Origin of the sequence: Pseudomonas sp. W3I7, assembly GCF_030816095.1 — a bacterium.
Taxonomy (GTDB): Bacteria; Pseudomonadota; Gammaproteobacteria; order Pseudomonadales; family Pseudomonadaceae; genus Aquipseudomonas; species Aquipseudomonas salomonii.
This window is the reverse complement of record NZ_JAUSXP010000001.1, coordinates 3779268-3804443: the sequence shown is the minus strand read 5'-3', so window position 1 is coordinate 3804443 and position 25176 is coordinate 3779268. Positions and strand designations below refer to the sequence as shown.

Below are 25176 nucleotides of genomic sequence, written 5' to 3'. Positions count from 1 at the left end.
TTGCACTCTAGACCAAGGCGCAAAGGCTATCTATCCACCAGTCGATAAGTCGGAGGATCAGGCAAGTATTTCGCAGGAATGCGCTATCTGGCGCGTAGGCAACCTCTGATCCGACCCGGCTCGCCGCACTTTTTTTGATTCTCCTGATCTACCCCTGTCATGACCCCACTCATTCAGAGTGTGGGCAGCACAATCAGACCCGGTGCCGATGGATCGAACGTCACATACTTGTATCTCCCGCTGGCCGTTGTTTTTGGCGGTTCTTTTGGCACTGTTTGCCAGCGGTTGCAGCCAGCAGCAGGGCCGCGATATCGCCAGCCAGTTCAGCAATGGCAGGCCCGATGAGTTCTTTCAGACCAGCGTCGACCGCATGGCAACCTTGAGCATGCGCGACAACCTGCAAAGCCTGTATCTGCTGATGAGCAAGCTTTACCTGCGCAACCCCAGCCAGTGGCGCCAATCCGGTTACCCGGATGCGGTGAGCGCCGCGCGCGAAATCCGCCAAGCCATCGAGCAGCAGCAACCGCTGCCGGCCCTGGGCGAGCGGCGCGATCTCGCGGCCTTGAGTTACTCGTTAAGCCCGGATTTCAAGGGCGACCGGGTCGGCGCGTTTATCTACGCGATCGGCAGCATGCTGGTGACCGCCCATGGCGGCCGCACCCAGTTTTATATGACCGACTCGATCAACCCGCAGTTTGTCAGCAACGCCGCACGTAATATCGAGAAAGCCACCTGGCTGCTCAGCCAGCGCCAGGACGCCAACGGGGTGTTGCTGCTGTTTTCCAACGAGATATCGGAGGAAGGCAGCAACCTCAGCTTTGCCGTCGAGTTCGGCAAAGTGGTTGCGCGCCTGGACCTGCTCGCCCAGATGCTCGATGAACGCTACCGACGTGTGGCGCTCAACTATGCGCAGAGTTTGCTGCTGATGAATTTCTTGCCGGTGCAGTGATTACGGGTTCAAGTAAAAGCAGTGTTGACTGGCCTCCACGATCAGGTCTTTCACCACCTTGAGCGCGTTGTCATGCTTTGAGCCCACCCGCGTGCCTATCGCCAGTTCATAGGAGGGCATCGGCACCGGGCAGGCGAATGTCTTGAGCGGGCTGATTTTTTCCATCGCCCGGGCCGCGTGCGTCGGCACGGTGGTCAGCAGGTCAGAGCCGCAGAGCAAAAAGGGCACGGCGGCGAAGTGCGAGGTGGAGACTTTGAACGTTCGAGTCAGGCCCACGGCTGCCAGGCCTTCATCGACAATCCCCACAAAGCCGCCGGATGACACCAACAGGTGCGGGCTGCGGGCGTAAGCTTCAGGGGTAGCGGGCGGGGTGTTGGCCTGGGCGGTGATGCACAGGTAATTGCCTTCACCCAGGCGTTGCCGGGTGATCAGCGGCGAAGACAGGCCGCCCGCGGAAATGGCGATATCCACTTGCTGGCCCATCAGCATGTCCTGGACTAACCCACTGTGAGTCTGCCGAAACACCAGGCGCAAGCCGGGCAGGCGCTCGTTGGCCATCGACAACAGGGATTGCCCCAGGGCGATCTCCACGTCATCGGACACGCCGATGGCGATAGTCCGGCCTTCGATATGCGGGCTGCCAATGGACAACGAAAGCGCCTGTCGACAACGGCTCAACGCATCATTCACCAACGGCGTCAGTTCGCGGGCCTTCACCGTTGGTCGCAGCCCGCGACCGGTGCGTTCAAACAGCGCATCAGCGTAAACATGCCGCAAACGGGCGAGTGCCGAGCTGACGGCCGGCTGTGTCACGCCCAGCCGGATGGCCGCCCGGCTGGCGCCGCCTTCTTCGATCAGGGCTTCAAAGACTTTTAACAGGTTCAGGTCAATTTCATTGATATCAATTGAGTTCATATCAGATAGCTCATAAGGCGCGTTGATCTATATCTTACAGGTGTTCACTATTTCCTCTCAATTGAACGGTTCAGTCTCTTGTGGCTGTGTTTAGTGTTGGGAGGCAGGTGTGTTTAAGTGGATGTATGCGGCCGTAGCGGCTGGCATGTTGTGTGGTTGTGCTGATTCAACACACGAGGCGCAACGTGCGCAGTTGCTCTCAATCAGTGAGGCTAATGACGTTGCGGACAGTAAGTTGCAGCAATATTCCGATGAGGAGGAAGCGTCGAAAACCTATGTTGTTTATTTTGACTCGGGCAGTAGCACGGTAAGCGAAGAGACCGCAGTCGACCTCAAGTACATCGCTCAGGTGTTGATTGATAACCCGTCGGTCGAGTTGATTGTCGAAGGCCATACCGACAGCCAGGGCGGTTTCCAGGACAACATTGTGCTGGGGCAGGCCAGGGCCACGGCGATTCGCAATTGCCTGGTTGAACAAGGTGTATTGCTGGGGCAGGTGCAAGTGGTGTCTTACGCGGATCTTTACCCTGCGCAGTTGGGGGAAGACGAGATAGCGGATAAACGGAACCGGCGTGCTGTTATCGAGTTTCAAGGGTTGCGCGGCTGAAGTATTCAAGTCGCCAGGCTTGAGTTGAAGGATGGAAGAACAGGTTGTCGGAGTTTATGAAGATCGTTAAGTGTGTTCGCAAGTTCAAAGGCGTCGTGAGTACGTTGTTCCTGTTGTTTTATTCATTAGTGGCCCACTCGCAAATCCAAGTTGCCGCGCCGCAGGTTGCCGCCACCTCCTGGTTATTGATGGACTACGAAAGTGGCAACGTGCTCGCGGCATCCAATTCCGATGAGCGCATGGACCCGGCCAGCCTGGTCAAGATCATGACCAGTTATGTGGTCGGCCAGGCCCTGCACTCGCAGTCAATCACTGCACAGGATCCAGTCACTATCAATCCTGACGCCTGGGCAGCCGGTAACCCGCAACTGCGCGGTTCCTCGTTGATGTTTCTAGAGCCGGGCAGCCAGGTACGGGTCGATGATCTGAATAAAGGCATGGTGGTGCAATCGGGCAACGACGCGTGCATTGCCCTTGCAGACTTTATTGCCGGCGGGCAGGCGGGGTTTGTGCAGATGATGAACGACTATGCCAGCAAGCTCGGGCTTGCGGATACTCAATTCAAGACCGTGCATGGTCTGGAGGCGCCAGGGCAGTTCAGTACCGCCAGGGACTTGGCCAGCTTGAGCCGGGCGTTGATTCATGATGTGCCCGATGAATATGCTCTCTACAAACAGCGTGAATTTACCTACAAAGGTATCCGCCAATACAACCGCAATCGGTTGTTATGGAATACAGGGCTTGAGGTGGATGGCCTTAAGACGGGCAACGCAAAAGCGTCGGGTTTTGGTCTGGTGTCTTCGGCAGTGGTGGAGGGCAGGCGCCTGATCGCGGTGGTATTGGGCGCCACCAATGACCGTACACGCTTTCAGGCCTCCGAAAAGCTGCTGAAATGGGGGGCGCGCACGTTTGAACGGCGCGTCGTGATTACGCCCGATCAGGTGTTTGCGCGCAAACGCGTGTGGTCGGGTAACGTTGCTACGGTCAGTTTGAATGCCGGCGATCAAGGCGCCGTGGTGGTCCCGTCCGGACTGGGTGACGCACTGCAAGCCACAGCCATTTTGAACCAGCCGGTGCTGAGGGCGCCGCTGGCGAAGGGGCAGGTGGTGGGTGTGATCGACTTTCAACGGGGCGGTGAGTCCATTGCTCAAGCCCCGCTGGTCGTTATGGAGTCGGTAGAAGAGGGTGGCTTGTTGCGCCGGGCATGGGACTTTTTAGTGTTGAAACTTTTACAACTGTGCGGTCTTTGCGTGTCCTGCGCGTGACCCTGAAGCGTTCCGTAAGTACGGCTTTTCCCTAAGCTATGTAGGAAATGGCCTATCTTGAGTCCCCACGCTTGAAACACCCTTCGGTGGGCAATAGCCTCGGGCTTTTCTCAACGGATGAGTGCCTACCTTGGGTAAGCGAAAAACGGTTTGGCCTACGGATCGCGAAGTTCGCCTGCGATTTATTCTCTTTGCGGTAATCGATGTGGCAAGCGCCCAAGGCGTTCCTGCCGAGGTGTTATTGACCGCACATAAACTGCTGCGTGACTCGCCGGCGGAGTCTCAGTTACGCAAAGCCTTGGCCGAGATCCTGGCATGCGATGAAATGGCGGGGTTCAGTTTCCCCAGGGGGTCTGAGGCGGATGATTTCATGCGCACGATCGAACCGCTGACGGACGAGACCGATTACCGGGTTTTGCCCTCGGGTTAGATCGTTTATTTCCTTAAGTGAGGTCGAAAGGCTTTAATCGCATATCCATGCTGACGTTTATGCGGTGTCAGTAGCAGCTTTAAACGTCTTTGCAGCGATTCGTCTGTTATCACGTAAAGCGTCGCTGTCTTGGTCACCCAAGCAAGCTCCCGAACAGCCGTTTGTGCTGCTCTGCCGTCGTCTTGCGCCGTCGCTCGGCGTCTCTAGAATCGGCGCCAGAACTTAGCCATTTCCTGTCGATTACGGAGTTTCGAACATGATGAATGCAATGCAGATGCCGATGAACACGTCCATGCCAATGATGCCGATGATGGGCATGCCGATGATGATGGCGACCATGAAGTGCGAAATGGCCGGCGATGCCATGATGTGCACCATGAAGCCGGCGGCCGGTATGGACATGGCGCAGTTCAAGACCAGCGCCGAGATGATGGCGATGATGATGAACTGCGGCATGCCGATGATGATGCAGTGCGCAAACATGTCGATGCTGTGCATGTCGGCCGATGCCATGAAGATGATGGCTGACATGAACATGCCGATGATGACCATGGGCATGTCAATGCCGATGATCAAGTGCATGATGGAATGCACCCTGATGGGCGACAGCATGATGTGCAAAATGATGCCGATGCCAGGCATGAGCATGGCCATGATGGAAAACTGCTGCATGCTCATGAACACGCTGATGAACGACTGCGCCATGCCAATGATGATGAGCTGCAACGGCATGCCGATGATGTGCTGCACCTGCTGACCGCTCGCCAATAAAAAGCCCCGACTTGTCGGGGCTTTTTGCATTCAGTCCAGGCGTTCCGGGTAGGTGATCACCAAAAATGCCACCGCCTCGCTGTCCGCCGGGTTGCGGTAGCGGTGGGGCTGGTCGGCGTAGAACAGGATCGAGTCGCCGGTGGAGAGCAAGTAGCGCTCATCGTTGACGCTGACTTCCAGTACGCCCTGGGCCACCACCAGGTTTTCCTGAATGCCGGGGCCGTGACCGGCTGAAACTTCCTCGCCGAGCGCACGCAGGCGGATTTCGTAAAATTCCGATTGGCGTGCGGTATCAAAGGGAAACAACGCACGGCTGACGAATGCCCCGTCGGCACTCACCAGGCGTTTGCTCTGTTGCGCCGGCAACACCTCGACGCCTTCAAACGCACGGTCTTCCAGAAAGGCCGCGACCGACACCTTCAAGCCTTTGGCGATTTTGCACAGCACCTTGATCGACGGCACGCTGCGCCCGGACTCGATCTGCGCCAGCATCGCACGGCTCACGCCGCACGCGCGTGCCAGCCCGTCCAGCGAGAGGTGGCGTTTACTGCGTAAACGTTGCAGGTTCTGCGCCACGCACAGGCTGGTGTCGTCATCCTCAATCGCAGGTTTTGGCAGTGTTTCGGCTGATTCGGGCAGTACCTGTAAAAAATTCATCGGCGTTACGCCCGGCGCGTATCACTGGTCGCAGCGGTGTGAGCGGTGAACACCGCAAGCCCCGCGCGTGCCGCGTACATGGCCCACATCAGCTCGGCCGCGGCACGTGCCTGGCGGCGTTTGCGGTGGAGGGTGAAGTCAATAACGCTGGCGGATGTGTGCATGGCGGGATCTCGTGAGCGACTCAATGACCCCACAGTAATGCGTGCTGGTTATTTCTTTAAATACTGAGTTTGCATGTGTTAATGCAATTTTGGACTTAGAAAATAATCCCGGTCCGAGGCTGTTGTGGGAGGGGTCTGGTCCGTTAATTAAGCGTGACCTGGTGAGCCTGCCTGGCTTCCCATCACTGTTCGCGTGATGGCCCAGGCTTTGTCACGCCCCCGAATGCCAAGGATTTAACCCATGTTGTTGCGCCAACCCCCACTGCTGTTTGCCGCCCTGACCCTCAGTTCACTGGCGCACGCCGACACCCTGCAACTGGCCCCGGTCGAGGTCTCCAGCAGCGAAGCCAGCGCCGCCGAAGTGGCCCAGGCGCAGCTCAAGAGCGTGCCCGGCGGCACCAACTTCATCGATATGAGCAGCGTGCAGCAGGGGCGCGTCAGCACCAACGAAGACGTGTTCAAGTACCAGGCCGGCGTCTACGCCAAGGCGGCGAATAATGAAGGGGTGAAGCTGTCGATCCGCGGTTCGGGCCTGAACCGCAGCCCCGGCTCCCACGCCTCGGGCCTGTATGAAATGCTCGACGGTTTGCCGCTCACCGGCCCCGGCGGCACGCCCTATGAACTCAAGGACCCGCTGTGGCAAAGCCGCGTCGAGGTGCTGCGCGGCGCCAACGGTTTTGACCAGGGCGCCCTGGCCCTGGGTGGCTCGGTCAACTATGTCACGCACACCGGCTATGACGCGCCGAAGTTGCAGGTACGCTACGAAGTGGGCAGTCGCGGTTATGCCCAGCGCGAAATCAGCTCCGGCCAGGTGCTGGGCGACGCCGACTACTACATCAGCCTCACCGACTCTGAATCCGACGGCTACCAGCACCAGAGCGCCGGCACCGGCAAGGGCATCGCGGCCAACTTTGGCTACCGCTTCAACCCGGACCTGGAGACACGCTTCTATTTTCGCTACCGCGAGACCACCAACGACAGCCCCGGCAAGTTGACGCGCTACCAGATCAGCCACGACCCAACCGCCGCCAACCGCCTCAACGCCGCCCGTGACTCGAAACGTCTGCAGCCGGGCTCGACCTGGATCGCCAACAAGACCACCTTGCAGCTCGATGACACTTCCCGTGTCGAAGTGGGGCTGGCCTACCACGACTACCCGATGGATTTGCGCGAGGGGCTCAACCGCCTGAAAGTCGCCTACACGGATGTCAGCGGCACCCTGAACTACATCCGCCAGGACAGTTGGTTCGGCCACGCAAGTAAAACCACCGTTGGCCTGCGCACCACCCAGGCGATGCCCAACAACGGCGCCTCGGAGTATGTGCGCGTGCCTTCCGGCAACCCCGCCACCTATTACGCCCCGGGCACCAAAACCCGCGACTACAGCTACCTGGGGTCCGACACGGTGCTGCATATCGGCAACGAACTGGAACTGGCGCAAGACCTGTGGCTGACCACCGGCCTGGCGGCGATCTACACCCGCCGCGAAACCCAGGTCAGCTACCCCGAAGGGCAGGCACCGCTCAGTCAGCATGATTGGGACTACGCGCCGCGCATTGGCCTGCGCTATGACATCACCCCGCAGTTGCAGGTGTACGGCAACCTCAGCCGTTCGGTCGAGCCGCCGCACGCGTGGTCGATGATCTGGGGTTCCAACAAGTACTTTTCGGGCGGCCCCGCTAACGGACTGGCCCGCGAAGGCGTGAGCTTGCGCAATCAGACCGCCACCACCCTGGAGATAGGCGGGCGCGGTGAGCAATGGTTCGGCCAGTGGGACCTGGCGCTGTACCGCTCCGAAGTGCGTCACGAACTGCTCACGGTGGAAACCCAGGCGCAGACACAGACCAGCAGCGCCGTTGTCGCCGAAGCCAACGCCAGCCCCACCGTGCACCAAGGCGTGGAACTGAGCCTGCTCAGCCCGTTGTGGGACGGCGGTCGCAATGGCCAGGTGGCCTTGCGCCAGGCCTACACCTACAGCGATTTCCACTACCGCGACGACGACCGCTTCGGCGCCAACACCTTGCCGGGCATCCCCAAGCATTACTACCAGGCGCAAGTGCGCTACAGCCACCCGACCGGTTTCTACACCAGCCTCAACACCGAGCACGCTTCACGGGTGGCGGTGGATTACGCCAACTCTTACTACGCCGCGGCGTACACAACGCTGGGCGCCACTTTCGGCTATGACGCGCCGAAACAGGACTGGCAAGCCTGGGTTGATCTGCGCAACCTCACCAATCGGCGTTATGCCAATACCGTCACACCGGGGTATGACGACAAGGGGGTGGATGTGGCGCGGTCTACGCCGGCCGATGGGCGCGGAATCTATACCGGCGTGTCCTGGAGCTGGCGTTAAGCTGATTTAACTGTCACCGAGGTCGAACTGTGGGAGCTGGCTTGTGTGGGAGCTGGCTTGCCTGCGATGGCATCACCTCAGTTCACTGAATGACCGAGGCGCCTGCATCGCAGGCAAGCCAGCTCCCACACAAGCCAGCATCCATACAGACCAGCTCCCACACAAGCCCGCCCACGGCATCCGGGCCACCCGAGTGGCCCTTGCCCCGTCGCCGTTTTACTGGCATTGTTTGCGCAATTGGTAATATTTCCCATTTGAGAAGTTTTTGCGCATGCATGACATTCCGGCCGCGCCGGGCGATTGCGCCCGTCAGCAGACCCTTACGGCGATGTACCGCGAGCACCATGCCTGGTTGCACGGCTGGCTGCGCAAAAAACTCGGCTGTTCCCACTACGCCGCCGACCTGGCCCACGATGCGTTTATCCGCGTGTTGATGCTGGCCGATCCGCAGGCCATCAAGGAACCTCGCGCCTTTCTCGCCACCACTGCCGGGCGCCTGTTGATCGATGGCGCGCGCCGCCGCCGGATCGAAAAGGCCTACCTGCAAGCCTTGGTGGTGCAGTGTGAAGACGCCGGCATGCCCGACCCGGCCGCCATCCACGTGGCGCTGCAAGCCCTGGAGCGCATCGCCGAGATGCTCGCCGGCCTGCCGGCGAAAACCCGTGAAGCCTTCCTGTTAAGCCGCCTGGACGGGCTCACCTACAGTGAGATCGCCACGCGCCTTGAGGTGTCATCCAGCACGGTCAAAAACTACCTGTCCACCGCGCTGGTGCATTGCTACCACAGCCTGTACGGGGCGGAGCCGTTGCCGTGAACTCCGAACACATCATTCAACAAGCGGCGAATTGGCTGACGCGGCTGCACGACGAAGACGTCAGCGATGCCGAGCGCCACGCCTTCAATACCTGGTGCCAGGCCGACCCGCGCCATGCCGTGGCCATCGAGCGTATGCGCTCGCTCTGGGGTGACTTCGATACGTTGCCCGCGCAACCGGCACGCATCGCTCTGAATCGCGCCTTTGCGCCCCAACGTTCGCGCAGGGTGCAGGCCTTGGGTGTGCTCGGCGTAGTGCTGTGCGGCTGGTTCGGTGTGCAGCACATGCCGGTGTGGATGGCCGACCAGCGCACCGGCATCGGCGAGCGCCGCCAGGTCGCCCTTGAAGACGGCAGCCAGTTGCAGCTCAACAGCAACTCGGCGGTGGACGTGAAATTCGACGGCCACCAGCGCGTGATCGAACTGCTGCAAGGCGAGCTGTGGGTTGACGTGGCCAAGGACGCGCAACGGCCGTTCGTGGTACGCACCGATCAAGGCACGGCCACGGCCTTGGGCACGCGTTATCTGGTCAAGCGTGCGGCGGACGGCAGCACCGTGGTCACGGTGATCGAGTCCACTGTGGCGGTCCAAGGCGACACGGGCGAGGGCGTCAAAGTCACGGCCGGGCAGCGCGCGATTGTTGATCATGGCCACGCGGGGCCTGCACAGGCGAGCGCCAGCGCCGACCCGGATGCCTGGACCCGTGGCCTGCTCAAGGTCAACGACCAACCGCTGAGTGAGGTGCTGCAAACCCTGGCCAGCTACCGCCACGGCTTGGTGCGCTTCGATGCCCAGGCGTTGAAAAACCTGCGGGTGTCCGGGGTGTTCAAACTCGACGACACGGCGGCGGCGCTCTCGGCGCTGGCCGACAATCTGCCGATCCGGGTGGAGTACTTCACCGACCTGATGGTGGTGGTCAAACCGCTCTAGATCAACCGTCGTGCTGGCGCAGGCGCTTGTACAGGGTGTTGCGGCTTACGCCCAGTTCCCGCGCCAGATGGGAGATGTTGCCGCCCGCCGCTTTCAGGCGCTGGTTCAGGTCGCTGCTGTCCTCCAGGCTTTGGCGGGTGGGCAAGGGCGCCGCCACATTCAAATCGACGAAGAAATCATCCGGCAAATGCTCTGGTCGCACCGGCTGCTCCTCGGCCATTGCCAGCGCCACCTGCAACACGCTGCTGACCTGGCGCAGGTTGCCCGGCCACGGGTGCTGCTCGAACAAGGCCAGCACCTCGGCACTCAGCCCGGCCCATTGGGTCGGCTCACGGTGCTGCTGCCACAACTGCTGGAACAGCGCCTGTTTGTCGGTACGCTCGCGCAAGGGCGGCAGTTCCAGGGTCAGGCCGCCGATGCGGTAGTACAAATCTTCACGAAAACGCCCGGCCTGCACCCAGTCGCGCAGGGCACGGTTGGTGGCCGAGATAATGCGCAAGTCCACCGGGAACAGCTCGCTGCTGCCCACCGGCTGCACGCAGCGTTCCTGCAGCACCCGCAACAAGCGGGCCTGGGTCGGCAGGGGCATATCGCCAATTTCATCCAGAAACAGCGTGCCCTTGTCCGCCTTGCGGATCAGGCCGATGCTGCCTTTCTGGTTGGCACCGGTGAAGGCGCCTTTTTCATAGCCAAACAGCTCGGACTCAACCAGTTCGGCGGGGATCGCTGCACAATTAACTGCAATGAACGCCTGTTTGCTGCGCGAGCTGGCCTGGTGCAGGGCTTTGACGAATACCTCTTTGCCGACGCCCGTCTCGCCGTGAATCAACAACGGAATGTCCTTTTCCAACAGTCGCTCGGCCTGGCGCACGGCCTTTTCCACGCGCACATCGCCAAAATGCAGGGTCTGGATGCTCGTCGGCGCAGGTTTGCTGGGTTTGGGCTCAGCAAAGACCCGCGCCTGCACCGGCATTTTCTGCGGCCGCTTCAATAAACACTGGAACCGATTGCGGCCCGCCGCCTGCAACGAAAACGGCAAGCCCTCGGGTTGATTCAACAACTCCAGCAGCGAGACCTTGAACAAACTGTCGATCAACACCCGCGACAAACTGATGCCCAGCAAGTTATCGGCGCGGCGGTTGGCCGACAGCACCTGGCCGCTGTCATCAAAAATGATCAGGCCCGCCCACTGGCTGTCGAGGTTGTTCAGGCCGGTGTTGAAGGTCAGTTGAAAATGCTCGCCGCGAAACAGGTTGAGGATCAGCCGGTTCTCGACGGTCTGGCTCATCATCTTGACCATGCCCAAGGTGTGGGAGGGCGGCAGGTAGCTGTCGCTGGACACATCCAGCACTGCGATGATTTCGCGCTGGGCATCGAAGATCGGCGCCGCGGAGCCGGTCATGAAGCGGTTGGCCTTGAGGAAGTGTTCATCGTGCTCGATATGCACCGCCTGGGCACAGGCCAGCGCGGTGCCGATGGCATTGGTGCCGCTGGCGCGCTCCATCCAACTGGCGCCGGCACTGAAACCGCGCGCCAGCTTCGGCTCGATAAAACGCTGGGTGCCCCACGAGGTCAGCACCTGGCCCTGATTGTCGGCCAGCATGATCAGGCAGTTGGAATTGCTGAGGATGTTTTCGTAGTAGGGCAGCACTTCCTGATGGGTGGTCTGCACCAGCGAATGCTGGCTTTCGAGTAACTGGCTGATGCCTTCGGCGGGCAGTTGATCGAAGCTGGGCGTGCTGTGGTGGTCCAGGCCGAAGGCGCGGCAACGGCGCCAGGATTCCTGGATAAGGGTGTCGTGTGCGAGGGGTTCGGCCATGGGGGCGACCTTCTTTTATTTTTATTGTTATCAAGCCTTACGCCGTCCAACTGTGGGAGCTGGCTTGCCTGCGATGGCGGTTTGTCAGCCACCGAATTGGCAAGCTGGACCATCGCTATCGCAGGCAAGCCAGCTACCACATTAAATCTGTGGCGCCCATCGATTGTTGTTCAGAACTGTTCAATGTCAACCCGCCCGCTGTTCAGATGTTCAGCGCTGGCTGTTCATTTGTGTTCATGCCTGAACATCCTGTTCGGCGCATTTCCTTACAGATCAAGCACCTGCCACTTCTGGCACGAAACTCGCTGCTACGAATGGCCAGAATCATTCCAATAATAAAAAGGGCGTGTCATGTCATTGACCCTGGAACATGTCTCCCGCGTCGTCGAAGGCCAAACCTGGATCGACGACGCCAACCTGCGTTTCGAAGCCGGTTCCTTCAACGTATTGCTCGGCCGCACGCTGTCCGGCAAGACCAGCCTGATGCGCCTGATGGCCGGGCTGGACAAGCCCGACAGCGGCCGCATCCTGATGAACGGCGTGGATGTCACCCACAAGCCGGTGCGCCTGCGCAACGTGTCGATGGTCTACCAGCAGTTCATCAATTACCCGACCATGACCGTGTTCGAAAACATCGCCTCGCCGTTGCGTCAGGCCGGTGTGTCCAACGACCTGATCCACAGCAAGGTGCTGGAAACCGCGCAAATGCTGCGCATCGAGAAATTCCTGCAACGCCACCCGCTGGAGCTTTCCGGCGGCCAGCAGCAACGCACGGCGATGGCCCGCGCCTTGGTCAAAGACGCCGAGCTGATCCTGTTCGATGAGCCGCTGGTGAACCTGGACTACAAACTGCGCGAAGAGCTGCGTCAGGAAATGCGCGAACTGTTCAAGGCGCGCCACACCATTGCCATCTACGCCACCACCGAACCCAATGAAGCCCTGGCCCTCGGTGGCACCACCACCATCCTGCACGAAGGCCGGGTGATCCAGAGCGGCAAGGCTGCCGAGGTGTATCACCAGCCCCAGACGGTGCTGGCCGCCGAGCTGTTCTCCGAGCCGCCGATCAACCTGATGCCGGGGCGTATCAGTGGCAATGAAGTGAGTTTTGCCAATGTCGTGCACTTCCCGTTGAACGTGGATCTGCGCCCGATTGGCGAAGGCGAGTTCCGCTTTGGCGTGCGCCCCAGCCATATCAGCCTGGTGCCGAGCAACGACGATGACCTGGAACTGGCGGTGACCGTGGAAGTGGCCGAAATCAGCGGCTCGGAAACCTTCCTGCATGTGCGCAGCGAGCACTTTTTGTTGGTGCTGCACTTACCGGGCGTCCATGAGTACGACGTTGACGCGCCCATTCGTGTGTATATCCCCACCCATAAACTCTTTGTGTTCGATGGTCAGGGCCGTTTGGTCCAGGCTCCTGGGCGCCGCGTTGCGAGGGTTGCCTGATGGCCGAGATCCATTTGCAGAACCTTGCGCACAGCTACAGCCCTACGCCCAATGGCCCTGAGGACTACGCCATTCGGGCCATGAACCATGTGTGGGAGCAGGGCGGTGCCTACGCCTTGCTCGGGCCGTCAGGCTGCGGCAAGTCGACATTGCTCAATATCATCTCCGGCTTGCTCAGCCCGTCCGAAGGCCAGGTGTTGTTTGACGCTAAAGTGGTCAACGACCTCACTCCCGAGAAACGCAATATTGCCCAGGTGTTCCAGTTCCCGGTGGTGTACGACACCATGACGGTGTTCGACAACCTGGCGTTCCCCCTGCGAAACCAGGGCATGGCCGAAGCGAAAATTCACAGCAAGGTGCAGGAAATTGCCGAAGTCCTCGACCTGCAAGCCCTGCTGAGCAAAAAAGCCCGCAACCTCACCGCCGATGAAAAACAAAAAGTTTCCATGGGCCGTGGCCTGGTGCGCGATGACGTGTCGGCGATCCTGTTCGACGAACCGCTGACGGTGATCGACCCGCACCTCAAATGGAAACTGCGCCGCAAGCTCAAGCAGATTCATGAGCAGTTCAATATCACCATGGTCTACGTCACCCACGACCAGCTTGAGGCGTCGACCTTTGCTGACAAAATCGCGGTGATGTATGGCGGGCAGATTGTGCAGTTCGGCACGCCGCGTGAGCTGTTCGAGCGGCCCAGCCACACCTTTGTCGGCTATTTCATCGGCAGCCCCGGGATGAATCTGATCGAGGTGCAGGCCGAAGCCGGTGGCGTGCGCTTTGCCAGCACGTTGCTGCCGTTATCCGAGGCCTTGCAACAGCGCCTGCGCGAGGCGGACTACAAAAAGCTGCAGGTGGGTATCCGCCCGGAATTTATCCACGTGTGGGACGAGTACAACCCTGACGCGCTGCAGGCTGATGTCGTGCATGTGGAAGACCTCGGCACCTACAAGATCATGACCCTCAACCTCGACGGCGCGCCGTTGAAAGTGCGCCTGGCCGAAGACAAACCGGTGCCCGAAGGCCAAGCCTCCATCAGTTTTCCCGCGCAATGGTTGATGGTGTACGCCGATGACTACCTGCTGGAGGTGCAGCCATGAACAAGGTGCAGAACAACAAGGCCTGGTGGCTGGTGTTGCCGGTGTTCCTGCTGGTGGCGTTCAGCGCGGTGATCCCGATGATGACCGTGGTCAACTATTCGGTGCAGGACATTTTCGACCAGTCCAGCCGCTACTTTGTCGGCGCCGACTGGTACAAACAGGTGCTGCTCGACCCACGCCTGCATGACTCCTTGCTGCGCCAGTTCATCTACTCGGCCTGCGTGCTGCTGATCGAAATCCCGCTGGGCATCGCCATCGCCCTGACCATGCCGACCAAGGGCCGCTGGTCGTCACTGGTGTTGATCATCCTGGCGATTCCGCTGCTGATCCCGTGGAACGTGGTCGGCACCATCTGGCAGATTTTTGGCCGCGCCGACATTGGCCTGTTGGGCTCGACGCTTAACGCCATGGGCATCAACTACAACTATGCGGCCAACACCATGGACGCCTGGGTGACGGTGCTGGTGATGGACGTGTGGCACTGGACGTCACTGGTGGCGCTGCTGTGCTACTCGGGTCTGCGTGCGATTCCGGACGTGTACTACCAGGCGGCGCGGATTGATCGCGCATCCGCTTGGGCGGTGTTCCGACATATCCAGTTGCCAAAGATGAAAAGCGTGCTGCTGATCGCGGTGATGTTGCGCTTTATGGACAGCTTCATGATCTACACCGAGCCCTTCGTGCTGACGGGCGGCGGGCCGGGTAACGCCACCACCTTCCTCAGTCAGACTGACCTTGACCCAAATGGCCGTAGGCCAATTCGACCTGGGCCCGGCGGCAGCGTTTTCCCTGGTGTACTTCCTGATCATCCTGTTGGTGTCCTGGCTGTTCTACACCGCCATGACCCATTCCGACGCCAACCGCTGAGGCCGCCAACATGAGCAAGCGCAAGGTTATCCCGCTGCTGATCTACATCCTGTTTTTGCTGGTGCCGATCTACTGGCTGCTGAACATGTCCTTCAAGAGCAACACCGAAATCCTCGGCGGGCTGACCCTGTTTCCGCAGGACTTTACCCTGGCCAACTACAAGGTGATCTTCACCGACCCGAGCTGGTACACCGGTTACCTCAACTCGCTGTACTACGTGAGCCTGAACACGGTGATCTCCCTGAGCGTGGCGCTGCCGGCGGCCTATGCGTTTTCGCGTTATCGCTTCTTGGGCGACAAGCACCTGTTCTTCTGGCTGCTGACCAACCGCATGGCGCCGCCGGCGGTGTTTTTGCTGCCGTTTTTCCAGCTGTATTCGTCCATCGGGCTGTTCGATACGCACATCGCCGTGGCGCTCGCGCATTGCCTGTTCAACGTGCCGTTGGCGGTGTGGATCCTAGAAGGCTTCATGTCCGGCGTGCCCAAGGAAATCGACGAAACCGCCTACATCGACGGCTACAGTTTTCCCAAGTTTTTCGTGAAGATTTTTATCCCGTTGATTGGCTCCGGTATCGGCGTGACCGCGTTTTTCTGCTTCATGTTTTCCTGGGTCGAACTGCTGCTGGCGCGCACCTTGACCTCGGTTAACGCCAAGCCGATTGCGGCGGTGATGACACGCACCGTCTCGGCCTCCGGCATTGATTGGGGCGTGCTGGCAGCGGCGGGGGTGTTGACCATCTTGCCGGGCATGCTGGTGATCTGGTTTGTTCGCAACCACGTGGCCAAGGGCTTTGCCCTGGGCCGGGTCTAGAGGGTTCGATGATGGAATGGATGGCCTGGACCACCCCCACCGCACTGTTCTTTGTGGCGATTGGCCTGCTGCTGGCAGGCATGACCACCTGGGAACTGCGTTCGCCGAGTATTCCTCGGCGCGGTTTTTTGCCGATCAGCACCACCCGTGGTGATCGTTTGTTTATCGGTCTTCTCGGCAGCGCCTACCTGCATTTGCTGGTGATCGGCGTTACCGACTGGAGCATCTGGGTGGCGTCTGCGCTATCCCTGGTATGGCTGTTGAGTGTGATGCGTTGGGGCTAGTGCCCTTATGAACTAGTGCCCTTATGAATAAACCACCAGGAGGTCTCTATGTTGAATAAAAACAATAAGCTGCGACATAGCATTTCATTGGCCGCCGTACTGGCCTTAAGCGGTTTGAGCGCCACGGCCTGGGCCGATGCGTATGAAGATGCCGCAAAAAAATGGATCGGCAGCGAATTCAAACCGTCCACCCTCACCGAAGCCCAGCAACTCGAAGAGTTGAAGTGGTTTATCAAAGCGTCGGAACCGTTTCGTGGGATGAAGATCAACGTGGTGTCGGAAACCCTCACCACCCACGAGTACGAATCCAAGGTACTGGCCAAGGCCTTCAGCGAAATCACCGGCATCAAGCTGACCCACGACTTGCTGCAAGAAGGCGACGTGGTGGAGAAGCTGCAAACCCAGATGCAGTCCGACAAGAATATCTATGACGGCTGGGTGAACGATTCTGACTTGATCGGTACGCACTTTCGCTATGGCAAGACCGAATCCATCACCGACCTGATGGCCAACGAAGGCAAGGACTTCACCTCGCCGACTCTGGATATCAAGGATTTTATCGGCATCTCGTTCACCACCGCGCCGGACGGCAAGATCTACCAGTTGCCCGACCAGCAGTTCGCCAACCTCTACTGGTTCCGCGCCGATTGGTTTGAACGTGCGGACCTCAAAGCCAAGTTCAAGGAAAAATACGGCTACGAGCTGGGTGTGCCGGTGAACTGGTCGGCCTATGAAGACATTGCCAAATTCTTCAGCGAAGACGTCAAGGAAATCGACGGCAAACGCATCTATGGGCACATGGACTACGGCAAAAAAGACCCGTCCCTGGGCTGGCGCTTCACCGATGCCTGGTTCTCCATGGCTGGCGGCGGCGACAAGGGCCTGCCCAACGGCTTGCCGGTGGACGAGTGGGGCATTCGCGTCGAGGACTGCCACCCGGTGGGTTCCAGCGTCACCCGTGGCGGCGACACCAACGGCCCGGCCGCGGTGTTTGCCACGCAAAAGTACGTGGACTGGATGAAAGCCTACGCGCCACCGGAAGCGGCGGGCATGACCTTCTCCGAATCCGGCCCGGTGCCGTCCCAGGGCAATATCGCCCAGCAGATCTTCTGGTACACCGCGTTTACGGCCGACATGACCAAGCCGGGCCTGCCGGTGGTGAATGCCGACGGCACGCCGAAATGGCGCATGGCGCCGTCGCCGGTCGGGCCGTATTGGGAAAAGGGCATGAAGAAAGGCTATCAGGACGTGGGTTCCTGGACCTTCCTCAAGTCCACGCCCGAGAAGCAAAAGCTTGCGGCCTGGCTGTACGCGCAGTTTGTGACTTCAAAAACCGTGTCGCTGAAGAAAACCATCGTTGGCCTGACGCCGATTCGTGAGTCCGACATCAACTCCCAGGCCATGACCGACATGGCGCCGAAACTCGGCGGGCTGGTGGAGTTCTACCGCAGCCCGGCGCGGGTGGAGTGGACGCCGACCGGCACCAACGTGCCGGACTATCCACGCCTGGCGCAGTTGTGGTGGAGCAACATCGCCGCAGCGGCCAGCGGCGAGAAAACCCCGCAACAGGCGCTGGACAACCTGGCCAAGGAACAGGACGCGATCATGACGCGCCTGGAGCGCTCCAAGGTGCAGCCGGTGTGCGGCCCGAAAATGAACCCGGAGCGGGATGCGCAATACTGGTTTGACCAGCCGGGTGCGCCCAAGCCCAAGCTGGCGAATGAGAAACCTAAAGGTGAGACCGTGGCTTATGGTGACCTGTTGAAGCAGTGGGAGGCAGCGCGCAAGTAAGCGCATTGGGTTGGACAAAACGGCACTCAGGTGCCGTTTTTTTGCTTGGAGTACACACCTCAAAACCGATTCGATCACCTGTGGGAGCTGGCTTGTCGAATCGTCGCACCGCTGCGATGCAGACACCTCGGTACATCAGGTATACCGAGTTGATGCTATCGCAGCGGTGCGACGATTCGACAAGCCAGCTCCCACATTAACGGCCTGTGTTTTCGCGCAGAATCCTTGCCGTATCCCGTGCCGGCGGCAACCCGAACACCCGCGCATAGTCCCGGCTGAACTGGGTCGCACTTTCATACCCCACCTCAAACGCTGCATGGGTCACGCTGCTGGCACTGGCCACCATCAACGTGCGCGCCTGCAACAGGCGCACGCGCTTCTGATACTGCAATGGGCTCAGATTGGTGACCGCCTTGAAGTGCCGATGAAACGCCGAAACACTCATCGCCGCCTCTTGCGCCAGCGCTTGCACGCCAATCGTGGTGGCAAAATCGCGGCGGATCCACTGGATGGCCCGGCTGACCCGCGCCATGGCGGTGTCCGGCGCGGCAATCTCGCGCAGCATCCAGCCATGGGGGCCTTGCAGCACGTGGTAGAGAATTTCTCGCTCGTAGGCTGGGGCCAGCGCGGCAATCGCCAATGGGTCGCCCATCAGGCGCAGCATGCGCACCCACGCATCCATCAAGGCCGGGGTCACGGCTGCCACTGAAAAGCCGGCTGCCTGTTCGCAGCGCTCAGTGGGTGCCGGCAAGTCATTGAGCAGCGTGGCGAGCACCGTCGGGTCCAGCGTCAGGCTGACCGCCAGGTAAGGCTCACCGCTGCTCGCCGGGTTGACCACACCCACGGCGGGCAGCTCGATGGACATTACAAAATACGTCGCCGGGTCGTAATGCAGGGTGCGGTCGCCGACGGTCATGCACTTACTGCCCTGCAGGATCAGGTTGATCATCGGGTCATACACCGCCGCGAGCATATGCTCCGGTATGGCGCCCTGGACCATCGCCACGCGCGGGATACCGGTCTCGGTGCGGCGGTTTTCGGCCTTGGCAGCCAAGGCGCGCAGTTCGATCAATTGAGTATTCATGGAGAGCATGCTGTGCCTTCCTGCAGACCCTGCGCAAGCAAAAAGCAGAAACAGGCAGGATTGCAGTAGGAACGGCTGCGTCCACGTGCACGGCGATGGCTATTGTGGTCGCTCAACTTTTCAGCAGTGGAGCAGGCTATGAGTGTCATTGTGATTACCGGAGGCAGCCGCGGGATCGGTGCCAGCACCGCCGAGCTGTGCGCTCGCCAGGGGCATGGTGTGATCCTCACTTACAACCGTAACCCGGACGCAGCGCAGACGGTGGTGCAGCGGATTGAATCGGCGGGTGGCAAGGCTGTAGCGCTGAAACTCGACGTTGCTGATGTAAGCACCTTTGCTGCGTTCCGTGATGCCGTAATGCAGTCGCTTCACATCACTTGGGGCGTAGGGACCTTGAGCGGGCTGGTCAACAACGCCGGTTACGGGCTGTTCAACCCTCTTGAATCGGTGAGCGAAGCGCAATTCGACGGTCTGTTCAACGTTCACCTCAAAGGCCCGTTTTTCCTTACCCAGACGCTGCTGCCGCTGATGCAAGAGCACGCCAGTATCGTCAACCTGACCAGCGCCACGACGCGTATTGCAACGGCGGGCGTTGCGCCTTATGCCGCGTTCAAAGGTGGCCTGGATGTACTCACCCGCTACATGGCCAAGGAGTTCGGCGAACGGCGAATCCGCGCCAACGCAGTGTCCCCCGGCGCCATCCGCACCGAACTGGGCGGCGGCTTGAACGATGAGTTCGAAGCGTTGCTGGCTGGGCAGACTGCCTTGGGCCGCGTAGGTGAACCGGAAGATGTGGCACGGGTAATTGCCCTGCTGCTGTCGGAAGAAGGTGCCTGGATCAATGCCCAGACTATCGAAGTCGCGGGCGGCTATATCATCTGAATGGCGGGGCCATACCATGCTGGATCATCTGTTTATCTCTGTCAGCGACATCGAGCGCTCGATCCGATTCTACCAAGCCACCCTGGCGCCTCTGGGCATCACCGCGCGTTTTGACTACGACGGCAAGGACGGCCCACCTGGGCATCCCGACCTCAAGGGTTTTGGCGCGAAGGGGCGCATGTTTTTCTGGCTGCGTAAAGGCGTGGTCGAGGGGCGAGCGGTGCACGTGGGCTTTATCGCCAACAACCGTACCGAGGTGGAAATAGCCTACGCCGCCGCGTTGGAACATGGCGCCACCGACAACGGCGCGCCGGGTGCGCGCCTGCACTACGACCCTGACTATTACGCGGCGAACGTGTTTGACCCGGATGGCTATAGCCTTGAATTCGTCTATAAGAACTGGCAGCACAGCGCATGAAAACTCTGATGATTTACGGTGCTACCGGCTACACCGGGCGCATGGCGGCCGAGCACGCCAAAGCCCTGGGCCTGGACCTGGTGATTGCCGGGCGCAATGAAGCCCGGCTGGCACTGCTTGCCGCAACGCTGGATGTGCCTTACCGGGTATTTGCTGCCGATGCCAGCCAGTTGGACGGGATCGACGTGTTACTCAACTTCGCCGGGCCTTTCGCTCACACCGCCGAACCGCTGATGCGCGCGTGTATTGCAAGTGGCACTGACTATTTGGACATCACCGCGGAAATCAATGTGTACCGTCTGGCCGAGAGGCTTGGCAGTGGGGCGCAGGTGATGCTGTTGCCCGGCGTTGGCTGGGACGTGGTCCCCAGCGACTGCCTGGCGATGCACGTCGCCCGCCGCGTACAACAGCCGCACACCCTCAAACTCGCGTTGCAGGTCCCTGGCGCCATGTCGCGTGGTTCGGCGATGAGTGTCAGCGAGATTCTCGGCGCAGGCGTCATGGCGCGCATCAATGGCGAACTGGTCGCTACCCCCGATGCTGCGCTCCAGTCCCTGGATTTCGGCGCCGGCCCTGTGTTGTGTGCGCCGTTATCCTTCGGCGACCTGGTCACCGCCTGGCATTCCAGCGCCGTGCCGAACATCGCCATGTTTGTGCATATCACCGGCGAGGCCTTCCCCGAAGGCGACTTGTCGCTGCTGCCCGATGGGCCGACGCAAGCCCAGCGCGATGCCCATCGTGCCCGCGCCGTCGCTGAGGTGACGGGCGCTGACGGCAGCGTTGCGCGCTCAGTGATTGAAACCGTCAACGGCTACAGCTACACCCCGCTGGCTGCCGTGGAAGCGGCGCGCAGAGTACTGGCTGGCGAACGCCGGCCGGGTTTTGAAACCCCGGCGAAACTCTTCGGTGTGGGCTTTGCGCAGTCCATTGCCGGCACGCGGATCATCGATTATTAACCCCACTGGAATGCCCGCATGACCGCCATGGACCTCGCGGTTATCGACACCCTTTATCGCTTCGCGGCGAGCCTTGTAACACCCGAAACAGGATTTCTCGCTTGATCATCGGCACCAGTACCGCTGCTTCGCCTGGACGGTCCATCAGCCGCCATCGCAGGCAAGCCAGCTCCCACAGTTTGTACTGTGGTGCTGCTGGAACTATGCGGCCTGGGGCTGAATCTGTAGCTCGCCTTCAACATCCTTGACCAACCCACTGGCCAGAAACAGCGGCGCCAAGCGCTTGTGAAGTTGCGGCTCGACAAACTCCTTCACCGTCTCCAATACCAATACGCTGTTGAGCGGCAGCTCGGCCTTGGTGTAGGACAACCACGCTTTCTTCAACACCATCAACACATCACTGCCCGCCGTTGAGGCGAAGCGGCGGTGCGTGGGTTTGCCGTCAAAGCTGAAGGTGTGCTGGAACGCGTAGCCGGTTTCGTCGCCGTTGGCGGCGGTGCAGCGCACGCAGGTGCACGGGCCATCGCCGAACGCGCTGCGCAGGTAAGCGTTGAAGTCCACCACGGGCTTGAGTGACAGGCGCTTATCGACCTCGAACAGATCCCCAGTCATTTTATCGTCAGTGTTCAACGTCTATTTCCTCGCAGGTTGGCAGGTGTATTTCAAAGCGCGGCACAATAACAGCCATACGGCATTTTGGGGATGATTAGCATAACAATAGATCCCGATATTCTTTTCCAGTCTTAAAATTCGTCGCTAGGCTCTATCACCTTCTCGAAAACGCGGCAGATTCCCATGACTTTCAAGCGTTCCTCCCTGACCCTGTTGGCCGCGTCCCTGGCGGCCGCGAGCGCCTTGCTCAGCCCCGGCGCCCAGGCCGAAGGCAAGATCAGCATTGCCCAGCAATTCGGTATCGGCTACCTGATCCTCGACGTGGTGCGCGACCAGCACCTGATCGAAAAACATGGCAAGGAGCAGGGCCTGGATATCAAAGTGGAATGGAACAGCATTTCCGGCGCGACCGCCATGAATGAATCGCTGCTGGCCGGCGCCCTGGATGTGGTCTCGGCCGGTGTGCCGCCGATGCTCACCCTGTGGGACCGCACCAAGGGCAAGCAGAACGTCAAGGCCATCGCCTCGCTGGGGTCGATGCCCAATTACCTGCTCACCAACAACCCCAACGTGAAGACGCTCAAGGACTTCACCGAGAAAGACCGCATCGCTGTGCCGGCCGCCGGCGTGGGTTTCCAGTCACGGACCTTGCAGATCGAGACCGCCAAGCTGTTCGGCGATGCCAATTTCAAGAAGTTCGACGACATCTCCATCAGCCTGGCCCATCCGGATGCCACGGCGGCATTGATTGCCGGTGGTTCGGAGATCAATTCACACTTCTCCAGCCCGCCGTTTCAGTATCAGGAGTTGTTGAACCCCAACGTGCATAAGGTGCTCAGTTCCTACGACATTCTTGGCGGGCAGGCGTCGTTCAACGTGCTCTATACCACGCAGAAATTTCACGATGACAACCCCAAGACCTACAAGGCGTTTTATGACGCGCTGGCGGAGGCCGAGAAGATCATCAAGGCTGACAAGCCTGCGGCCGCCAAGACGTATATTCGCGTAGAGGAATCCAAGCTGCCGTTGGATCTGGTGGAGAAAATCGTCCAGGACCCGGAAATCGACTTCACCATCGTGCCGCAGCGTACGTTTATCTATGCGCAGAAGTTGCAGGAATTGGGTGTGTTGAAGAACAAGGCGGCGAGCTGGAAGGATTACTTCTTTGAAGAGGCCCATGGTGGAGATGGCAGCTAAGCGCCTTTTTTGAATTGAAATACAGTCAAAGTGTGGGAGCGGGCTTGCTCGCGAATGCGGTGTTTCAGTCGACAGATTCATTGGCTGGTTCACCGTATTCGCGAGCAAGCCCGCTCCCACCATTGGATCTCCTACACCTGTTATGTCAGCGGAAGAATTCGCCCGGTGTAGACTCAAACTGCTGCCGAAACGCATTGATAAACGCCGACGTCGACTCATACCCACACCCCAGCGCCACATCCGTCACCCGTTCGCCTTGCTCCAGCGCGGGCAGGGCGCTCAGCAAGCGCAGGCGCTGACGCCAGGCGCGAAAGGTCAGCCCGGTATCCCTCAAAAACAACCGGCTCAGGGTCTTTTCACTGACCCCAAGCTTGTGGCTCCAGTCACCCAGGGTGGTCTGCTGCTCCGGGTGCAGGTTCAGGCTGCGGTAAATCTGCCGCAGCCGTGGGTCATGGGGCAACGGCAGCATCAAATCCACTTGGGGCGCGGCCGCAAGCTGGTCGAGCACCACCTGGGCCAGCCGCCCGTCCGGCCCGTCTACGGCATATTCCACCGGCAACTCGCTGAAACTGCGGATCAACTCGCGCAACAAACTGCTCACCTCCAGCACCTGGCAACGCTCTGCCGCCCAGGCGGTGACGCTGCAATCGAGGTACAGGCTGCGCATTTCCGTGTGCGGTGAGCTGAACACCCGGTGCGGCACGCCCGCCGGAATCCACACGGCACGCTGGGGCGGGGCGACGAAACGGCCGACACTGGTCTGGATCTCCAGCACACCCGAAATCGCATACGACAGCTGCACCCACGGGTGGCTGTGCCTACGGGTCAGGGCGCGGTTGGGCAGCGATTCGGTGCGCCCATACACCGGACGTGGCAGGCTGGAAAGCCCGGGCACACTGCGTCGAACCGTCTTGTCATGTCCTTTAGGCGGCATTTACTGGCTCATTGGCGTTAGTCGGTAACAAGCGGTTAAGTTAGAGTCGCAGCGATGCTCTTGGCAACCCCTGGAAGATTTGCTTATGACCCGCCCGCGTTTTCTACCTGACAACTTCACCCTGACCCTGATCGCCACGGTGATCCTTGCGTCATTGCTGCCCGCCAGCGGCCAGACCGCCGTGGCCTTCGGCTGGGTGACTAACCTGGCCATCGCGCTGCTGTTTTTCCTGCACGGCGCCAAGCTGTCACGCCAGGCCATCGTCGCCGGTGCCGGGCACTGGCGCCTGCATTTGCTGGTGTTCAGCCTGACCTTTGTGCTGTTCCCGTTGCTGGGCCTGGCGCTCAAGCCGCTGCTGTCGCCGCTGATCGGCAATGACCTGTACATGGGCATGCTGTATCTGTGTGCGCTGCCGGCCACGGTGCAATCGGCGATTGCCTTCACCTCGCTGGCGCGCGGCAACATCCCGGCAGCCATCTGCAGCGCGGCGGCTTCCAGCCTGTTCGGCATCTTCCTCACGCCGTTGCTGGTGACCTTGCTGCTTAACGTGCACGGCGATGGCGGTTCCACCGTGGATGCGATCCTGAAAATCAGCGTGCAACTGTTGCTGCCTTTTGTGGCGGGCCAAATCGCCCGGCGCTGGATTGGCGAGTGGGTGGGGCGTAACAAGTCCTGGCTGAAGTTCGTCGACCAGGGCTCGATTCTGCTGGTGGTGTATGGCGCGTTCAGCGAAGCGGTCAACGAAGGCATCTGGCACCAGATCCCGCTGTGGGAGCTGGGCGGTCTGGTCGTCGCCTGCTGCGTGTTGCTGGCCTTGGTGCTGGTGGCGTCCACCGTGCTGGGCAAGGCGTTAGGCTTCAGCCAGGAAGACCGCATTACCATCCTGTTTTGTGGCTCGAAGAAAAGCCTGGCCACCGGCGTACCGATGGCCCAGGTGCTGTTCGCCGGGGCGACCATGGGCGTGCTGATTTTGCCGTTGATGCTGTTTCACCAGATCCAGTTGATGGTCTGCGCGGCGCTGGCGCAGCGCTATGCCAGGCGCCCGGAAAGCATCCCCGAGATGATGGGGCAGGTCGATCCGTGATCCAGCGCACACCTTGGCGCGATTGACCTCAAGTTAA

Annotated in this window: 26 protein-coding genes and 1 pseudogene; 18 read left to right on the top strand and 9 right to left on the bottom strand. The window is 60.1% G+C overall.

The window, feature by feature from the left end:
- Nucleotides 1-208: 208 nt before the first annotated feature.
- Complete coding sequence (locus QF043_RS17485; protein WP_307419527.1) at nucleotides 209-949, top strand: hypothetical protein; 741 nt, start codon at nucleotides 209-211, stop codon at nucleotides 947-949.
- On the opposite strand, the gene QF043_RS17480 is transcribed toward QF043_RS17485, so the two are convergent.
- A complete protein-coding gene (locus tag QF043_RS17480; protein ID WP_307419526.1) occupies nucleotides 950-1864 on the bottom strand; it encodes a LysR family transcriptional regulator in 915 nt (304 codons plus the stop codon). It lies immediately after the preceding gene.
- Nucleotides 1865-2099: 235 nt separating this feature from the next.
- Here QF043_RS17480 and QF043_RS17475 point away from each other — a divergent pair, with 235 nt between their 5' ends.
- The 3 genes from QF043_RS17475 (at nucleotide 2100) to QF043_RS17465 (ending at nucleotide 4166) form a co-directional block, all read left to right on the top strand.
- The gene (locus QF043_RS17475; protein ID WP_307419525.1) at nucleotides 2100-2471 is read left to right on the top strand and encodes an OmpA family protein; all 372 of its coding nucleotides are present in this window, start codon (nucleotides 2100-2102) and stop codon (nucleotides 2469-2471) included.
- A 56-nt stretch (nucleotides 2472-2527) separates the two neighbouring features.
- On the top strand, nucleotides 2528-3736 hold the full coding sequence (locus QF043_RS17470; protein ID WP_307419524.1) for a serine hydrolase: 1209 nt from the start codon (nucleotides 2528-2530) through the stop codon (nucleotides 3734-3736).
- 130 nt (nucleotides 3737-3866) lie between these two features.
- The gene (locus QF043_RS17465) at nucleotides 3867-4166 is read left to right on the top strand and encodes a hypothetical protein (RefSeq protein ID WP_305459266.1); all 300 of its coding nucleotides are present in this window, start codon (nucleotides 3867-3869) and stop codon (nucleotides 4164-4166) included.
- A gap of 240 nt (nucleotides 4167-4406) precedes the next feature.
- On the opposite strand, the gene QF043_RS17460 is transcribed toward QF043_RS17465, so the two are convergent.
- From QF043_RS17460 to QF043_RS17450, 3 genes are read right to left on the bottom strand one after another with little or no spacing between them, the layout of a single operon-like run.
- Nucleotides 4407-4916 carry a hypothetical protein gene (locus tag QF043_RS17460; RefSeq protein ID WP_307421427.1) on the bottom strand — a complete coding sequence of 170 codons (510 nt, stop codon included), beginning with the start codon at nucleotides 4914-4916 and terminating at the stop codon, nucleotides 4407-4409.
- Between the two features lie 51 nt (nucleotides 4917-4967).
- A complete protein-coding gene (locus QF043_RS17455) occupies nucleotides 4968-5594 on the bottom strand; it encodes a helix-turn-helix domain-containing protein (RefSeq protein ID WP_307419523.1) in 627 nt (208 codons plus the stop codon).
- Between the two features lie 5 nt (nucleotides 5595-5599).
- Nucleotides 5600-5758, bottom strand: coding sequence for a hypothetical protein (locus tag QF043_RS17450; RefSeq protein WP_307419522.1), 159 nt, complete (start codon nucleotides 5756-5758; stop codon nucleotides 5600-5602).
- Between the two features lie 241 nt (nucleotides 5759-5999).
- Between QF043_RS17450 and QF043_RS17445 the strand changes: the two genes are divergently transcribed.
- The 3 genes from QF043_RS17445 to QF043_RS17435 all read left to right on the top strand — a co-directional run bounded on the left by QF043_RS17445 (nucleotide 6000) and on the right by QF043_RS17435 (nucleotide 9857).
- Entirely contained in the window at nucleotides 6000-8114 is a 2115-nt protein-coding gene (locus QF043_RS17445) for a TonB-dependent receptor domain-containing protein (protein ID WP_307419521.1), read from the top strand.
- 271 nt (nucleotides 8115-8385) lie between these two features.
- Complete coding sequence (locus tag QF043_RS17440; RefSeq protein ID WP_307419520.1) at nucleotides 8386-8928, top strand: sigma-70 family RNA polymerase sigma factor; 543 nt, start codon at nucleotides 8386-8388, stop codon at nucleotides 8926-8928.
- The gene (locus QF043_RS17435; RefSeq protein WP_307419519.1) at nucleotides 8925-9857 is read left to right on the top strand and encodes a FecR family protein; all 933 of its coding nucleotides are present in this window, start codon (nucleotides 8925-8927) and stop codon (nucleotides 9855-9857) included. The genes QF043_RS17440 and QF043_RS17435 overlap by 4 nt, the downstream gene beginning before the upstream one ends.
- 1 nt (nucleotide 9858) lies before the next feature.
- On the opposite strand, the gene QF043_RS17430 is transcribed toward QF043_RS17435, so the two are convergent.
- Entirely contained in the window at nucleotides 9859-11676 is a 1818-nt protein-coding gene (locus QF043_RS17430) for a sigma-54-dependent Fis family transcriptional regulator (protein ID WP_307419517.1), read from the bottom strand.
- 351 nt (nucleotides 11677-12027) lie between these two features.
- Between QF043_RS17430 and QF043_RS17425 the strand changes: the two genes are divergently transcribed.
- The 6 genes and pseudogenes from QF043_RS17425 (at nucleotide 12028) to QF043_RS17400 (ending at nucleotide 17972) form a co-directional block, all read left to right on the top strand.
- Nucleotides 12028-13122 carry an ABC transporter ATP-binding protein gene (locus tag QF043_RS17425; RefSeq protein WP_138815601.1) on the top strand — a complete coding sequence of 365 codons (1095 nt, stop codon included), beginning with the start codon at nucleotides 12028-12030 and terminating at the stop codon, nucleotides 13120-13122.
- Complete coding sequence (locus tag QF043_RS17420; protein WP_099488668.1) at nucleotides 13122-14219, top strand: ABC transporter ATP-binding protein; 1098 nt, start codon at nucleotides 13122-13124, stop codon at nucleotides 14217-14219. The genes QF043_RS17425 and QF043_RS17420 overlap by 1 nt, the downstream gene beginning before the upstream one ends.
- Nucleotides 14216-15086 (top strand): annotated as a pseudogene (locus tag QF043_RS17415) (carbohydrate ABC transporter permease). Before QF043_RS17420 ends, QF043_RS17415 begins: the two are co-directional and overlap by 4 nt.
- A 10-nt stretch (nucleotides 15087-15096) precedes the next feature.
- Nucleotides 15097-15897, top strand: a complete 801-nt coding sequence (locus QF043_RS17410) for a carbohydrate ABC transporter permease (protein WP_003174634.1) — start codon at nucleotides 15097-15099, stop codon at nucleotides 15895-15897.
- A gap of 11 nt (nucleotides 15898-15908) precedes the next feature.
- Entirely contained in the window at nucleotides 15909-16181 is a 273-nt protein-coding gene (locus QF043_RS17405; protein ID WP_305460043.1) for a DUF2160 domain-containing protein, read from the top strand.
- 48 nt (nucleotides 16182-16229) lie between these two features.
- Entirely contained in the window at nucleotides 16230-17972 is a 1743-nt protein-coding gene (locus QF043_RS17400) for an ABC transporter substrate-binding protein (RefSeq protein WP_065930235.1), read from the top strand.
- Between the two features lie 196 nt (nucleotides 17973-18168).
- Here QF043_RS17400 and QF043_RS17395 read toward each other — a convergent pair whose 3' ends face one another.
- Nucleotides 18169-19056: an AraC family transcriptional regulator gene (locus QF043_RS17395; RefSeq protein WP_307421425.1), complete on the bottom strand. Its 888-nt coding sequence runs from the start codon at nucleotides 19054-19056 to the stop codon at nucleotides 18169-18171.
- Nucleotides 19057-19194: 138 nt separating this feature from the next.
- On the opposite strand from QF043_RS17395, the gene QF043_RS17390 reads away from it, so the two are divergent.
- From QF043_RS17390 to QF043_RS17380, 3 genes are read left to right on the top strand one after another with little or no spacing between them, the layout of a single operon-like run.
- Complete coding sequence (locus tag QF043_RS17390) at nucleotides 19195-19938, top strand: SDR family NAD(P)-dependent oxidoreductase (RefSeq protein ID WP_307419515.1); 744 nt, start codon at nucleotides 19195-19197, stop codon at nucleotides 19936-19938.
- A 16-nt stretch (nucleotides 19939-19954) separates the two neighbouring features.
- The gene (locus tag QF043_RS17385; RefSeq protein ID WP_307419514.1) at nucleotides 19955-20356 is read left to right on the top strand and encodes a VOC family protein; all 402 of its coding nucleotides are present in this window, start codon (nucleotides 19955-19957) and stop codon (nucleotides 20354-20356) included.
- The gene (locus QF043_RS17380; RefSeq protein ID WP_307419513.1) at nucleotides 20353-21312 is read left to right on the top strand and encodes a trans-acting enoyl reductase family protein; all 960 of its coding nucleotides are present in this window, start codon (nucleotides 20353-20355) and stop codon (nucleotides 21310-21312) included. Before QF043_RS17385 ends, QF043_RS17380 begins: the two co-directional genes overlap by 4 nt.
- A 40-nt stretch (nucleotides 21313-21352) precedes the next feature.
- On the opposite strand, the gene QF043_RS17375 is transcribed toward QF043_RS17380, so the two are convergent.
- Both QF043_RS17375 and QF043_RS17370 read right to left on the bottom strand, forming a co-directional pair.
- Nucleotides 21353-21457 (bottom strand): AraC family transcriptional regulator N-terminal domain-containing protein, encoded by a 105-nt coding sequence (locus QF043_RS17375; RefSeq protein WP_373460707.1) that lies wholly within the window; start codon nucleotides 21455-21457, stop codon nucleotides 21353-21355.
- Between the two features lie 56 nt (nucleotides 21458-21513).
- A complete protein-coding gene (locus QF043_RS17370; RefSeq protein WP_307419512.1) occupies nucleotides 21514-21942 on the bottom strand; it encodes a hypothetical protein in 429 nt (142 codons plus the stop codon).
- A gap of 165 nt (nucleotides 21943-22107) precedes the next feature.
- Here QF043_RS17370 and QF043_RS17365 point away from each other — a divergent pair, with 165 nt between their 5' ends.
- The gene (locus QF043_RS17365) at nucleotides 22108-23121 is read left to right on the top strand and encodes an ABC transporter substrate-binding protein (RefSeq protein WP_307419511.1); all 1014 of its coding nucleotides are present in this window, start codon (nucleotides 22108-22110) and stop codon (nucleotides 23119-23121) included.
- A 145-nt stretch (nucleotides 23122-23266) separates the two neighbouring features.
- Here the strand turns inward: QF043_RS17365 and QF043_RS17360 are convergent, their stop codons facing one another.
- Nucleotides 23267-24055: a helix-turn-helix domain-containing protein gene (locus QF043_RS17360; RefSeq protein ID WP_236374489.1), complete on the bottom strand. Its 789-nt coding sequence runs from the start codon at nucleotides 24053-24055 to the stop codon at nucleotides 23267-23269.
- Between the two features lie 85 nt (nucleotides 24056-24140).
- Here QF043_RS17360 and QF043_RS17355 point away from each other — a divergent pair, with 85 nt between their 5' ends.
- Entirely contained in the window at nucleotides 24141-25139 is a 999-nt protein-coding gene (locus QF043_RS17355) for a bile acid:sodium symporter family protein (protein WP_307419509.1), read from the top strand.
- Nucleotides 25140-25176 lie beyond the last annotated feature (37 nt).

Coding starts and splice junctions, on each gene's coding strand:
- QF043_RS17485 (WP_307419527.1), top strand. CDS start 209: ATGGATCGAACGTCACATACTTGTATCTCCCGCTGGCCGTTGTTTTTG.
- QF043_RS17480 (WP_307419526.1), bottom strand. CDS start 1,864: ATGAACTCAATTGATATCAATGAAATTGACCTGAACCTGTTAAAAGTC.
- QF043_RS17470 (WP_307419524.1), top strand. CDS start 2,528: ATGAAGATCGTTAAGTGTGTTCGCAAGTTCAAAGGCGTCGTGAGTACG.
- QF043_RS17455 (WP_307419523.1), bottom strand. CDS start 5,594: ATGAATTTTTTACAGGTACTGCCCGAATCAGCCGAAACACTGCCAAAA.
- QF043_RS17450 (WP_307419522.1), bottom strand. CDS start 5,758: ATGCACACATCCGCCAGCGTTATTGACTTCACCCTCCACCGCAAACGC.
- QF043_RS17445 (WP_307419521.1), top strand. CDS start 6,000: ATGTTGTTGCGCCAACCCCCACTGCTGTTTGCCGCCCTGACCCTCAGT.
- QF043_RS17440 (WP_307419520.1), top strand. CDS start 8,386: ATGCATGACATTCCGGCCGCGCCGGGCGATTGCGCCCGTCAGCAGACC.
- QF043_RS17430 (WP_307419517.1), bottom strand. CDS start 11,676: ATGGCCGAACCCCTCGCACACGACACCCTTATCCAGGAATCCTGGCGC.
- QF043_RS17425 (WP_138815601.1), top strand. CDS start 12,028: ATGTCATTGACCCTGGAACATGTCTCCCGCGTCGTCGAAGGCCAAACC.
- QF043_RS17420 (WP_099488668.1), top strand. CDS start 13,122: ATGGCCGAGATCCATTTGCAGAACCTTGCGCACAGCTACAGCCCTACG.
- QF043_RS17410 (WP_003174634.1), top strand. CDS start 15,097: ATGAGCAAGCGCAAGGTTATCCCGCTGCTGATCTACATCCTGTTTTTG.
- QF043_RS17405 (WP_305460043.1), top strand. CDS start 15,909: ATGGAATGGATGGCCTGGACCACCCCCACCGCACTGTTCTTTGTGGCG.
- QF043_RS17400 (WP_065930235.1), top strand. CDS start 16,230: ATGTTGAATAAAAACAATAAGCTGCGACATAGCATTTCATTGGCCGCC.
- QF043_RS17395 (WP_307421425.1), bottom strand. CDS start 19,056: ATGAATACTCAATTGATCGAACTGCGCGCCTTGGCTGCCAAGGCCGAA.
- QF043_RS17390 (WP_307419515.1), top strand. CDS start 19,195: ATGAGTGTCATTGTGATTACCGGAGGCAGCCGCGGGATCGGTGCCAGC.
- QF043_RS17385 (WP_307419514.1), top strand. CDS start 19,955: ATGCTGGATCATCTGTTTATCTCTGTCAGCGACATCGAGCGCTCGATC.
- QF043_RS17380 (WP_307419513.1), top strand. CDS start 20,353: ATGAAAACTCTGATGATTTACGGTGCTACCGGCTACACCGGGCGCATG.
- QF043_RS17375 (WP_373460707.1), bottom strand. CDS start 21,457: ATGGACCGTCCAGGCGAAGCAGCGGTACTGGTGCCGATGATCAAGCGA.
- QF043_RS17365 (WP_307419511.1), top strand. CDS start 22,108: ATGACTTTCAAGCGTTCCTCCCTGACCCTGTTGGCCGCGTCCCTGGCG.
- QF043_RS17360 (WP_236374489.1), bottom strand. CDS start 24,055: ATGCCGCCTAAAGGACATGACAAGACGGTTCGACGCAGTGTGCCCGGG.
- QF043_RS17355 (WP_307419509.1), top strand. CDS start 24,141: ATGACCCGCCCGCGTTTTCTACCTGACAACTTCACCCTGACCCTGATC.